This is a genomic window from Flavobacterium collinsii (assembly GCF_902804485.1).
In the GTDB taxonomy this organism is placed as follows: domain Bacteria; phylum Bacteroidota; class Bacteroidia; order Flavobacteriales; family Flavobacteriaceae; genus Flavobacterium; species Flavobacterium collinsii.
This window is the reverse complement of record NZ_CADCST010000083.1, coordinates 1-13,333: the sequence shown is the minus strand read 5'-3', so window position 1 is coordinate 13,333 and position 13,333 is coordinate 1. Positions and strand designations below refer to the sequence as shown.

The 13,333-nt window shown below is 33.4% G+C and carries 10 protein-coding genes; 1 reads left to right on the top strand and 9 read right to left on the bottom strand.

Annotated features, from left to right (window positions below; genetic code table 11):
* The gene (gene amaB / locus FLA105534_RS11290) at nucleotides 1-1,554 is read right to left on the bottom strand and encodes an L-piperidine-6-carboxylate dehydrogenase (RefSeq protein ID WP_173966222.1); all 1,554 of its coding nucleotides are present in this window, start codon (nucleotides 1,552-1,554) and stop codon (nucleotides 1-3) included.
* A gap of 330 nt (nucleotides 1,555-1,884) precedes the next feature.
* Nucleotides 1,885-2,679: a DUF1338 domain-containing protein gene (locus tag FLA105534_RS11285; protein WP_246253219.1), complete on the bottom strand. Its 795-nt coding sequence runs from the start codon at nucleotides 2,677-2,679 to the stop codon at nucleotides 1,885-1,887.
* A 210-nt stretch (nucleotides 2,680-2,889) separates the two neighbouring features.
* Here FLA105534_RS11285 and FLA105534_RS11280 point away from each other — a divergent pair, with 210 nt between their 5' ends.
* Nucleotides 2,890-3,360, top strand: a complete 471-nt coding sequence (locus tag FLA105534_RS11280) for an Lrp/AsnC family transcriptional regulator (RefSeq protein WP_173966220.1) — start codon at nucleotides 2,890-2,892, stop codon at nucleotides 3,358-3,360.
* 371 nt (nucleotides 3,361-3,731) lie between these two features.
* Here FLA105534_RS11280 and FLA105534_RS11275 read toward each other — a convergent pair whose 3' ends face one another.
* The 7 genes from FLA105534_RS11275 to FLA105534_RS11245 form a co-directional block, all read right to left on the bottom strand.
* A complete protein-coding gene (locus FLA105534_RS11275; protein ID WP_173966219.1) occupies nucleotides 3,732-4,433 on the bottom strand; it encodes a DUF1963 domain-containing protein in 702 nt (233 codons plus the stop codon).
* A 295-nt stretch (nucleotides 4,434-4,728) separates the two neighbouring features.
* On the bottom strand, nucleotides 4,729-9,375 hold the full coding sequence (locus tag FLA105534_RS11270; protein WP_173966218.1) for a DUF6892 domain-containing protein: 4,647 nt from the start codon (nucleotides 9,373-9,375) through the stop codon (nucleotides 4,729-4,731).
* Between the two features lie 20 nt (nucleotides 9,376-9,395).
* Complete coding sequence (locus FLA105534_RS11265; RefSeq protein WP_173966217.1) at nucleotides 9,396-9,944, bottom strand: hypothetical protein; 549 nt, start codon at nucleotides 9,942-9,944, stop codon at nucleotides 9,396-9,398.
* Between the two features lie 189 nt (nucleotides 9,945-10,133).
* Nucleotides 10,134-11,129: a helix-turn-helix domain-containing protein gene (locus FLA105534_RS11260; RefSeq protein ID WP_173966216.1), complete on the bottom strand. Its 996-nt coding sequence runs from the start codon at nucleotides 11,127-11,129 to the stop codon at nucleotides 10,134-10,136.
* A complete protein-coding gene (locus tag FLA105534_RS11255; protein ID WP_173966215.1) occupies nucleotides 11,126-12,100 on the bottom strand; it encodes a helix-turn-helix domain-containing protein in 975 nt (324 codons plus the stop codon). Before FLA105534_RS11255 ends, FLA105534_RS11260 begins: the two co-directional genes overlap by 4 nt.
* An 81-nt stretch (nucleotides 12,101-12,181) precedes the next feature.
* Nucleotides 12,182-12,532, bottom strand: a complete 351-nt coding sequence (locus FLA105534_RS11250) for a hypothetical protein (RefSeq protein WP_173966214.1) — start codon at nucleotides 12,530-12,532, stop codon at nucleotides 12,182-12,184.
* Between the two features lie 624 nt (nucleotides 12,533-13,156).
* Nucleotides 13,157-13,333: a gliding motility-associated C-terminal domain-containing protein gene (locus tag FLA105534_RS11245; RefSeq protein ID WP_262888447.1), complete on the bottom strand. Its 177-nt coding sequence runs from the start codon at nucleotides 13,331-13,333 to the stop codon at nucleotides 13,157-13,159.

Genomic DNA, 13,333 nt, shown 5'->3' with positions numbered 1-13,333 from the left:
TTATAAGTCAAATTTAATTCCTTGTGCCAATGGCAAACTAGTCGTGTAATTAATGGTATTGGTTTGTCTGCGCATATACACTTTCCAGGCATCGGAGCCGGATTCTCTCCCTCCGCCTGTTTCTTTTTCTCCGCCAAATGCTCCACCAATTTCGGCACCGGATGTACCAATATTGACATTTGCAATTCCACAGTCAGAACCTGTAACAGATAAAAACAATTCGGCTTCTCTTAAATTATTAGTCATAATTGCAGAAGACAAACCTTGTCCTACACCGTTTTGAATTGCGATTGCATTTTCGACAGTTCCGGAATATTTTAGTAAGTACAAGACTGGGGCAAAAGTTTCGTGCTGTACAATTTCAAATGAGTTCTCGGCCTCGGCTATAGCAGGTTTTACGTAACATCCGCTTTCATATCCGGAGCCTGAAAGTACACCGCCTTCTACCAGAATTTTTCCACCTTCAGCTACCACTTGCTCCAAAGCTTGTTGGTACATTTCGACCGCCTGAGTATCAATTAAAGGACCAACATGATTGTTCTCATCCAGCGGATTTCCAATGCGAAGTTGCTTGTAGGCAGCCACTATCGCATCTTTTACTTTATCGTAAATACTTTCGTGGATGATTAAACGACGGGTTGACGTGCATCTTTGCCCCGCCGTTCCAACGGCACCAAAAACAGCACCAATAACCGTCATCTTAATATCGGCATCAGGTGTTACAATGATCGCATTGTTTCCGCCTAATTCCAGTAATGATCTTCCCAAACGTCCTGCAACTACCTGCGCCACAATTTTTCCCATACGGGTAGAACCGGTAGCCGAAATTAAAGGAATACGAGTATCCTTGGTCAGTAGTTCTCCTATTTTATAATCACCATTGATTAACCCCGAAATACCTTCCGGTAAATTGTTTTCTCTGATGACTTCACTTATAATGTTTTGACAGGCAATCGCACAGATAGGTGTTTTTTCTGAAGGTTTCCAAACGCAAACATCACCACAAATCCACGCCAATGCTGTATTCCATGCCCAAACAGCCACCGGAAAGTTGAATGCCGAAATAATTCCTACCACTCCCAAAGAATGGTATTGCTCGTACATACGATGTCCCGGACGTTCTGAGTGCATCGTTAATCCGTGTAACTGACGTGAAAGCCCTACTGCAAAATCGCAGATATCAATCATTTCCTGCACTTCTCCATAACCTTCCTGCAAGGATTTCCCCATTTCGTACGAAACCAATTTTCCTAATGCTTCTTTGCGCTCACGCAGCTTCTCACCAAACTGGCGTACGATTTCTCCACGTTGCGGTGCCGGCATCAATCTGAACTGTTTAAAAGCAGCCGTTGCCGACTCCATTACTTTCTCGTAATCTGCAGCCGTTGATGTTTTAACTTTTGCAATCAATTGCCCATCAACCGGAGAATAACTTTCAAGGATTTCGCCGTTTGAAAAATGGTTCAATCCGGTTGAAGTTCCCTCATTAATATCCTTTATGCCCAATTGGCTTAAAGCTTGTTTTATTCCGAATTGTAATTCTGTTACTGCCATTACGACTTTTTTAATATTGATTATTCAACTTTTAATCTCTTTAAAAAGAAGTTCGAAAGGCAAAAAATGACCTTCGTCTCTTCAACTATTTTTTATCTTAAAAGCTGGTTGTAAAATGATTGTACTTAATTGGGGGAATTTCTTTTAAACACATAGAGACATAGGTTTTGTACTTATAAAAAGACGTTTCACTTATTTTAAATACACATTACCGGCTATGTGAAAGAAATGTATTTCTTTTTTTACATTCTTTTTTTTCACATACAATCTATGTTTCTATGTGTTAAATCAGATTTTTTTCCTTATACTCAATTAATTTATTTCTTGTAATTATTTAATTTCCTGCAACTTTACATCGGTACTCTCAAATATCTTATCGGCAGATGAGGCTACAAATCCCTGATACAATTCTCCGTTTGCCATTGGGTAACGAAGTGCAAACTCATAATAACAAGATGGTATTTCTAAGGCACCTTCTTCAAAATCGACTAGATACAAATCAGCAAGTGTACTGGATTGTTCCAGTAATTGCTCCGGAGTACCTTTGATTTTTCCACCCGATGCATTTAATTTCCATCCACTCTCTTCCAAAAAGTGATTAAGTTCTTCTAAAGTTTTAAACTCTTTTAAAGCATTGGTATTAATGGTAAAGTGATTGACTCTGAATCCATATACATACATCCATGCCGCATACTCTGACTCGTCCAATAATGATTTATACACTGCCTGTGAATTTCCATTCCACACAGAACCACTCAAAACCAACTCAGGATTATTAAATAAATCTGCGTCACAACTGTTCAGAATACCCTGTACAGTCTCCTGCAATTCAGGAGAACATTTTTCCAACTCCAACTCCGAAATAAAAATTCTTGGAGCATCTTTATCTGTAAGGTGTTCGTAATGTCTGGCAAACAATTTTTTACTTTCAAAATTATATTCTCCTCTTGCTTCATAACCAACATTCAAAAAAGGCTTTTCCAGAACCTCAATATTTACACGCTTATCATTGAAAGTACGAATAGCGATATGGTCATTTTTTATCACTTCACCTCTTTCTTCTAGTAATTCATGTATTTTTCTTGCAGATGGGGTAATATTGGCATACTGCTCCCATAATTTCATAAGTAATTGATTTTTATCCATTTCTGTTTTGTTAAAATAGTGTGATTATGACACAAAATTATATATAATAGTGTTATTATAACACCATAGATATACGTTTATTTAAAATTCGACACTTCACACTGTTTTTTTTGTAATTTTGACATTTATAAAACCCGTTTTAACTTAAGAATTGTCAAAATAATAGAAATCTCTAAACTAGCACTAACCATGGCAAACATCAAGAAGAATGAAAATACTGACTATTTAGATCGCGAAATCATACAAATGCTAAGCAAAAATGGAAGAATCTCTTTTTCGGATTTAGCCAAAGAATTAAACATCTCCAATTCATTAGTTCATTTAAGGGTTAAGAAGTTACAGGAATCGGGAGTGATTACCGGTTTTTCGGTAAAGTTAAATCCAAAAGAAATTGGTTTTGAGACTACTACGTACACCGGAATTGTAACCAAAGAGGCGCGTTTTTCCTATTCAATTGCCGAAAAATTAAAAGAAATTCCAGAGGTTGTAGAGTGCCATTGGGTTTCCGGAAAGTATGCTTTGTTCATAAAAATTGTCGCTATCAATAACGAAGAACTTCGTAAAATTTTATACGAACAAATTCACCAGATTGAAGGTGTTGGAAGTACAGATTCGTTTTTTTCTTTCGGATCGGCATTTGAGAAGAATCTTCCGGTTTGATTTTTTTTAAACCGCAAGGAGCACAAGGGGCTACGCAAAGGCCGCAGCTTCTTTTGTTTGTGGAGATTAGAATCTCTCGCTAAGATGCGGAGCCGTAAAGCTGTTGCAAAATATTATAATCTTTACATAAAACAAGATGTGTGACTCCACGAGGGTTCAAAATTTAAATGAGTCGTTCCTATAGAACTTTTTCCACATATTGTTTTTGGTTCCAACGGATTAAAATTCGTTGCTACAAAATGGATCGTTTCTACGAAACTTTTTTAACATGTTTCTTTATTTCCAACACATTAAAATCCGTTACTGTAAAATCAATCTTTTCTTCGGAACCTAACGATTAAAGTTTTTGGATCGTGTCACACTTAAATTATCTAATAAAAATCACAATAATAGACCCATTGTCCAGTCTTGCTATTTTTTGCCAGATAAATATTGCCGTTATCAACAATATTTAAATTAACTTTTTCATCAGAAGAAATCTGTATAACAAACTCAAAATCGTTCCCAAAATCGATTCCTGATTGGCAATAACTAGGATAACCTCCAATTTTATGACTATAATTATTTTCAACTATGTCGTAATAATTATCAATAGTTTTTGATTCTTCAAGTTCAAGTATCTTGTCCGTAACATCCTCTGGTATGGAGGAACAATCTTCCCAAACAGGATAATCTTCCTCAATTAATTTATTTGATAATGGGAAAGCTTTTAGATGTGAAACAGGATTTTTTAAATCTTTAATAATAAGTGTATCGTCAATGCCATATTCACGTAATGTCCAATTATTTCCATTAGGAGTCAAATCCATTGGAATATTCTTAGAAATAAAGACAGAAATCGTTTTTGTACTTTTTAAAATCTCGGGAACAAAAGGCAAACCCTCCAAACATAATTGAAACAGTGGCCACATCAATTCGTTGTTATCGTCCAGAGGAATCCCTTCCGCTTCTTTATATAAATAAACTCTTCCAATCCAACTTTCAGAAGCTGAATTTGTTGGTCTAAATCCGCCACTTATAAATTCAGTAGCTGTTTTTGCAAGCTGTTTTTTTATTCTTTGTACTTCATCCATTTTTGATTTTTTTTTAAAGTTAACAACTATTTATTCTGGATAGTTCCAAAGGAACGATCCACTTTGTAGCAACGGATTTTAATCCGTTGAAAAAAACAGGACACAGAAAGTTCCGTAGGAACGAGCCATATAAAAATTAAGTCAATATCTAACCTTTTGCTACAGATTAAGAGGATTATGCTTTTACATAAATCTCTCGATCAATATTAGAAATAGTTTATGAAACAAAACCTATATTCTATAAAAAAAGCACCCAAATTCGGGTGCTTTTTTATTCCTTTATTTCTAATTTGATCTAAACATCTTCAATCTCTATTCCTCTACTCTTTAAATATTGTCGTTCCTTAAAAGGAGTATCATAAAACAAAGTCATCTTTCTAAGATTTGGAAATTGTTCTACATCTTTAAATGATTTTATATTGAATTCATCATCCTCGCCATCCCAAAACCACAACATATTCATATAAACACCGTTACTACCATCCTGATATATTTCGACAATTTCTGCTGCAAACTTTTTATCGATTTCTAATTTTTCAAAATAGCTTGTAACTTCTGGTATAAAATCATATCCTTCTTCTTCAAGGTCTATTTCTCTTCCTCTGTAACGGTCTACAAACTCACAAAGATCAAACTTCGGAAAAATCAATTCCTTTTCATACATCAGCTCCTGAATGATCGCAAGTTTAAAATTAAAATCTGTAAACTCTATCTTTTCTCCTTCTACAGGTTTAAAACTATATTTATTAAGATCTTGCACAGGATCTAATTTCTCAAAAGTTTTTCTTAATCCTATAAAATCACCAAACGTTTCCGATATTAAATGCAAATGTTTAGGTGTAAATGTCTCCTCATGGTCTTCTTCATCCATTGCCCAATAATAGACCTTTCCAATATTATTGCCCGTAACTGCAATTAGAATAAGATTCTTTATTGGATCGACTGCTATAGGAATTAAACTTTCGGGAAGTACTTGAGATGTTGTAAACTCTTTAATTTTGTTAAGCAACAATACATCATCATCTCCTTGAAGCGTAAAAAACTTCATTACCAAAGATTCTATTTTTCCATCTTGCGTCTCAAATTTAAATGGTGCAAAATCTGACAAATCATCTTCATCTATGAAATTTTTATATTCAATTGGAAGAGTCTTGAGAATCAATGTCTCCATTAGAAAATCTTGTTCTTTATTACAATCTGCTATTTTCTCAGTGTTACTATTTATTTCAGCTATTTTAATCTCTGACTTTAAAGCCATTTCTGCCAAACAGAAGCCATGTTTTGCTGCTTTTGTAGAGGTAAATGTATCGTCCAGTGTACTCGAGAATCTCAGCTTCGGTTCTTTTGTAACGATGTCTAGATAATCCAGATGAGCTGTGTAGACATTTTCTTCTATACTATGCAAAATCCTAGCTCTATAACCAAATACATCCTCTTCACTACAACTTATCTCTCTGTAAGGTTTACCATTCCATTCAAAAGAGGTAAATGCATAGGTATGATTCGTTTCGTCATCAGTAATTCTATAATTTTCGCTGAGGAGTAGTTCTTGATTAAAAATAGCATTAAATCTGGGAGAAATACTGGTATCAGTTAATATTTGATATTGAAAATCTTTATTTCGGTCAATAGGTGATTTTCCTTTAGTAATCCAATCATCCAGAACTTTACTGTTAATCATCCACCTAGATCCTGTTCCGTCGTTATATATTATTTCTGCTTTCAAAACATCTTCTAGAAAATGCGTGTCGGGATAAAAATTCATTTGTTTCTGAATATTTCCCTCTGAATCCATTATCTTGTTGTAACTATATATGCAATACATGCTTACAATCGCTATCGTCACAATTTCTCCAAAATAACACTGCATTGCATCCGCAACGATACAATCGCCTTTAAACTTATCTTTTACGTATAAATTGCCTGGATTTTCTGCAAACAAAAATTCACAATAAAGAGATCCCTCAATATAATTCGTGTTCCCTGACAAATGAATATTTCTGCATTTCAAATCACCCATTACAATTAAAGCAGGGGAAAAATCATCCCAAGGGGTATAAATATGGGATTCTACCATGACATTTTTTAGAAATATAATCCCTAAAATATAGAGATCGTGTATTTCAGAAGTAGTTTCCTGTAGTTCAAAAACCTCCCCTTCTAATTCCAACTTAGACAAAACCACATCTTCTTCCGCCAATAAGAAGTAACCACCTTTAGTAACATCAACAGGAAAACTGTAAAAATCAAATACATCATAAAGATATTCTTTGCCTTCAAGATCTTTTAGGTCTTTTAATAATTCGTGGGCTTCGTGCAGGCTAATTAACTTAAAATCAAAGCCATTGTAATTTATAGTCTTAAAAGGAGTGGTCTTAGGTATTTGATCAATGTACTCTTGTCTTCTTTGGAGCCCTTTCAGATATTCCCGATTAATATCTTCCATTCTGTTTTCTAATGTTTTAAAATATTTCGCAGCATTTTTAAATTTACCACTGTCAGAAACCGTTACTTCGTAGTTATCGAACTCATCTCCATTTTCATCTTGCGTATAAAGTACCGGAACCACATTACCATTCTCCAGTTTCTTCAAATCAAAATGATAGAATTCATACTTATCTCCATATAATGTTGAGAAATCACGGATAATTGTAATGCGTTGACACTGGCCTTGTTCAGTATCGATCTGTCTGAACTTCCAATTAAACTTAAACCAAATCGATTCATTTCTTACATTATAGTAATCACTGAATTTTGCCTTAACAACTGGCAAGGAGAGAATGTATTCTATTTTTTCTACAGTAACTGTCTTTTGAAATTGCAAGTAATAATATTCCATTTCGGACCATTCTGTAAGCAGGTCTTCCCAAAAATCTTGTGTTAAAGAAAGGTATTTTTTATGTTGTTCTAAAAGAGAATTATATACCTCCCAATTATCGTCTGTACCATCTTTAATAGTCCTGCAGGAAATACTGATTTGATATTGGGATGTATTCCCTCGTAGCTTTTCAAGTATATTTTGTTTTACTTTTACATACTGCATCATCAGAGCTCGATCATCCTGCTGAAAATATACTATCTCAGAAAACATCTCCTCTTTATTCACCAACACTCTTTTGAAATCATCATCTTTCCAATATTCTATTATTTGGAAACGTTCCGTTGCATGAGGCGTATAATTATCCAAAAACAATGGAGATTCCCTCAACCGCAACAAATTTGCATTGTTAAATGCTTTACTTTCAAAAACAAAAGGGATTTCTACTACTGGCGGCTCTTGCAATTGGAAATTTTCGCGTAAAATTGGTTTTCCTTTTTTTAGATTTTCAATCATTTGATCCGCATTTAACCAATCATTCCAACCATTCAAATCATCAACAATATTAGGCGACCCCATTATGCAGTCTTCTCTGAAAAAAGCAGATACTTTTGATCTTTGAAATTCATACTCTTCATCCTGATCTGAAAATAAGTAATTTACAACTGATAGTTGTTGACCGGATTCATCCTTATCTAAAAAAATGTATGTATAATTACTAACTATAAAAACGTTTGCAGTAAGAAATAAGTTAACTACTATGTTACCTGGATAATATCCCCAAAATAAATCTTTAACTGTTAATCTCCCGCCAATATAAATTTCCTGACCACTAACAACCATATTATCAGCAACCAGCGAATTTAAAACCGTTAAAAATGTACCCATATCACTATTCTTACAGTATATATTTTTTACAGTCAGATTACCTATAATTAAGATTAGATACACCCGATTTCCAAATTCGTCATTTATATCATCTAAATCTAAATTTTCGATTTCCCAATCGCCAGAAATATAAAGACAAATCATATCATCAATACCTCCGTCTCCCTTATAACCTAATGCCGAACTGCTCGCAGGAAGTAAATATTTTATCTCTTTAAATTTCTTGTATTCTGGAACAACTATTATGCGAGGTTTCTCCTCTATAGCACGAGGTTTCTCATATACTTTTTGCCAATTAAAATTAATAATCTCTATTCTTGACAAAGCATTCCCATTCCAGTTTACCTTAAATCCTTCTTCTTTAAGTTTGGCGTAAACCAAACAGCCAATCTGTAGCGTTATCTCCTCATCTTCATTGTTTAGTTTTTGAAAAGCAATAGGTAAAATACCAGACTCTATTGCTCTTTGCGAATCCTGCTCTTGATAAAAACAATAACCTTCAGAACAATACCCTTTATTTTTTATTAAATTGATTTCTTCCTCGAGTACCGCCTCTTCGCCTTCTTCAACTGTATATCCTGCATCATGTAAGGCAATAAATTTATAATCAGTACGTAATTTGTCAAAAACTCTTTCCAGTTTTTCATTAGCAGTAGGATGACTCCAAAATTTACTTTCATAAATTAGTTTCTCGAATTCACTTTCAATCACACTGTATATCCAATCAGATGAAATCTGTTCTTCTAATTCTTCTTCTAAAACTAAATCATCGATTATTTCTTTTAATTCTTCTTTAGACAGAAACCCTCTTTTTATGTTTTGAGAAATTAATTCAAAAATGTATTGTTCATCTTCATTTTTTATTTCTTCTTCGATTACTAGATTATTATAAACTATATCTCCTTCTATTATAAACTTGTAATTATAGGCCCGTTTTCCTAAGATGTTTTTTATTTTCTGAACTTCTTCAAGTCTGCCACCTAATTCTACTTTTATGATGTGCTTCCCATAATTTTTAGAGTCAGGAAAATCTTTGGAAACATATAACGAGAATTTATCTAATAAGTCTTCAAGCGGGTACTGATTATCTTCATCTTCTTCCAGTTCATAAGAGATTGCAATTCTATACTTAGTTTCATCAGAATCATTTAAATCAATGTATATTCCATCCTCAACCAATTTATATTTACTAGAATCATTATATTGCTCTAACTTTAATAATTTTATACTTTTCATGCTCTATCTATTTATTGTAATTACCATTTTCTATAATGCTTAATCAAATGAACATCTAGGTACTTTTGATTTCTAGGTTTCCATTTTGTCCCGTCTGAAAAAACCACTTCGTAGGCTTGTGCCGCAATAATACGTTTCGCATCACTTGAAAACTCTTCGAAAACTACTGTTGATATTCTCTTTGTTTTTAAAAGATCTGTATAAAGTCCACAGCTTTCACCGCGGAGATAAAATGACGACTTTAAGTTTGAAGGCTCTCCCAAAGCATTTTCTGTATACCACTGAAATTTAATTGCCTGAATGTCTTTCTTTGTTACGTTTTTAAAAGTCAGACGAATGTCTTTAAAACTCGAATATTCATTGTTCATCAAAGTCGAGGATATTATTTTAACGGGAGCATTAACCCGAATGCATTTATCCAGATATTTACGTTTAGTAGTATCACCTAAAAGTTCGGAAGTTTTGACTTCGATAGGTTTAACAGAGCGATAATTAACCCCAGGAAAGGCTGCACTTTTCTTCTGAAAGGAAACTAAACTTAAAATCAGTATAGCAATAATTTTTATCATGATGAACTTAGAACTTTATTCACTCAGGTTTGAATTTAAACCTAAAATCAATAATTATAATTTTAATGAAATCATTACTCGAAAGAAAACTTAAAATCTTTTTCTTCTAATGAATATCCTATGGCTTATAGTAAAAGGATCTGCCAAAGCCTCAGCTTTAAAGAAGCGTCCTTAATTATTAAAAAATACTCAACTGTTTTTTACAACTAAATCTTCGGACGGACTTCTTCCCAAAAATTTAAAATACTCTTTTGAAAAGTGGTCAACTCTGGTAAAATTAAGATCGTATCCTAACTGAATAACAGAGTTGTAAGATCCGCTGCAAAGTAATTTATGAGCAAGGACAATTTTCTCTCTCTTAAAAAAATCATTTGGTGTAACTCCTTCTATCTCTTTAAAAAGTTTCTTGTACTTACTTGCCGACATACTCGCTATTTCTGTCAGCTTTAAGATTCCGGGAAACTTATTTTTTAAATTTTTGATTAAATATTTTTTAGAAGCCTCCAACGCTTCCAAATCTATTTTTTTGATTCCTTGTGATACCGGAACAACATCCGAATAACGGTGAATAAAATTCCCCAACAGTTTTAAAGCTAGCCCTTTCAGGTAGAAATTAAAATACTGATTCGAAGCTGTTCTATACATTATTGAATCGATTAGTATTCTACTGTTACTATCAATGGGATCTTGAAAATAGAGCTCTTTCCTATCAAATCTATCGTTGTGTTTTGAAGGTTCATTTTCGTCTGTTTTTTTTGCAAATAAAGGATCCAATAATTTTTGATCTACTATCAAACGTATTGCAAATATTCTTTTTCCGGCCGCATGTTCGTACGTGTTTTCAATAGTATTTTTCCAGACAAAAAGCCCTAAATTAGCCTTGCTTCCAACTTTATAAGCGATATCGCGAATCTGAATCGTGTTGACTTCTTCGCTAAGATCAAAGTTTATAATGTACAAATCGTCCTGATTTCCTAAGTGCTTTACTCTAACCGGCGTCGTTAATACAAAATCTAATAAAATAACAGACATTCCCGGAATGACTTCCGTAAAAAACGAAAATCCGTTTCCGATACTATCCGGTAAAATCAGGATTTTATCTTCTTTTAACGTGCCTCCCATTTTTTCCGCCAGCTCTATATACCAGGAGGGCGATAATCCATAATAATATTCAATTTCTTTCATGTCAGTTGTTGTGTGAATGTTTTTGGTGACATATTATATCTTTTTTTAAAAGCTGATCCAAAATATGCCGCATTGCAAAAACCAAATTGCTGCGAAATTTGAGTTACAGACAACTGTTGCTGTTCCAAAAGTTCTTTTGCCCGGTAAAGCTTAGTGTTCATATGATAAGATTGCGGACTCGTTTTTAGTACTTTTTTAAAAACATGTTTGAACTTAGAAGGCGACATATTCACCTGATCACAAAGTATCTCTATTCCTGGAAAAGCGCCTTTTAAGCTCTGAGCCAGTACTTTTTCCGTGTCTATTATTTTCAATATATCGTTTTCAGTAATTCCCGAATTCTTAGTTTTGTCTACCAAAACGGTATCTAAAAGATCCGAAATTAACAAATAAGCTGTAGCAGCCAAATCTATATCAAAGGCGCTGCTTCCAACTTTTTTTCGTCGCAAATCTGTAAGATGGGAAAAACTTTCAGGGCTCATTCTACCAAATTTTGCCAGAATACCATTTTCAGACTGAAAGAGATTGTGAAGCTTTTTATCTTTTTTATTAAAGGAATAGAATAAATCTTTTCGAACAAACAAGCACAAAGCAAATGTTCGACTTCCTTTCTTAACTAAACTTTCCAATTCTAATGTTCCATCAATAACAGATAAATCAAATCCCCATCTTCCAATTGCTTTCGAGTTATTTTTCGAGGAAAATTTAATTTCACCTACATCAGTCAAATCATAATAAATTCCAATAAAGTCGTTCTTTTTACTTTTTTGAACCATAATAACATCCGCTTTGTATTCAATATCAAGATACAATGCAGATATGCCTTCTCCACAATCTAAAAAATAACGGCTTCCTGTATGTATTTGGGGGGAAGCTTTAATAAAATTTCCTTCTACTTTGCCTCTAAGTTGTTTGGCCAACGGTCCGGCCCAATTTAGACCAGAATCATAATGACATATAATCTTTTTCATAAAAAATAAATCTAGGCGGTTGAACATACTCCAATCTGAATTGTAAACCATTCCAATAAAAAAGTATAACAATTTAAACTACTATACTTGTGCAATTAAATTGATACAATATTCCAATTCCAATCTCATTTCGGCTTTAACTTTGGCACAATCAAAAAGAACGACGTCTGTAATTTTCTCCAGTTTCAGTTTCAACTCCTTGTTCAGACAAGATACGATAAGCGGGACGCCCCTTTTATAAAGCCTCATCATGTCGATTATTTCATTTTCATTATATATCATAAAAACTACCAGACTATAACTTTCTAACGAGTCTTCAAAGTGTTCGATACTTTTGTACGAATCGAATACAAAATCATGCTTAAACTCATACTTTAAAAAACGGCCAAAATAACTTTGACTGTCGAACACCAAACCTTTTTTCTTTTCCATAATCAATGTCTTTACATTTTATCTTTCTGACAATTAACTCTAACATACATTTATCCACAACTCTCTTCACAAAACCATAGATTGAATATCTCTACCAGATAATACCGGAGCATGTTTCATACGTTCTAATAATCTAAAACAAATCGAGCCAACAAATAGCGCAAAAGCCATAGCTATAAATCCTGAAAATTGAAACATGTTATAAAAACTAAATTTATATTAAACTGTTAACTTTAATTTGTTTTGACATATTAGGAACGTTTATTTATTCAAGTCTATAAATTCAGGTATTTTACTATAGTAAAGCAAACAGAGTTGTATCTTCTTCTATACGGTATTTTAAGTAGCAAACCTTTATACTATATTTTAGATTACTAACCGTGAATAGATTTTTTTTCTTCTTTATTGAACCTTTATACAAAGTTAACTTCAGTTTACCGTTAACCAAGTGACTGTGTAATAACTGGCGCAACTGTGTAATAACTGGTCGTTATAGATACATAAGTGTATTTTCTAACACTTAAAAAATGTGTTACTAATTCAGTTTAATTAATAGGGTATCTAAAAAACAAACCCTACAGATTTAAAAATCTGTAGGGTTTAGAAAAAAAGATGATTTCTCTCTTAATTTTTAACATAGAGATATCCGGTTTTTTCGATCATGATACCATCTGCTTCGTAACGAAGAATGTAAAAATAAGTTCCGGTTGGTACTCCGCGTTGTTTATCGATTGTAACCCTTCCTTCTGAAATTCCTCTGAAAACATTACCATTGCTTCCATAATTACTGGTCTTGAAAAT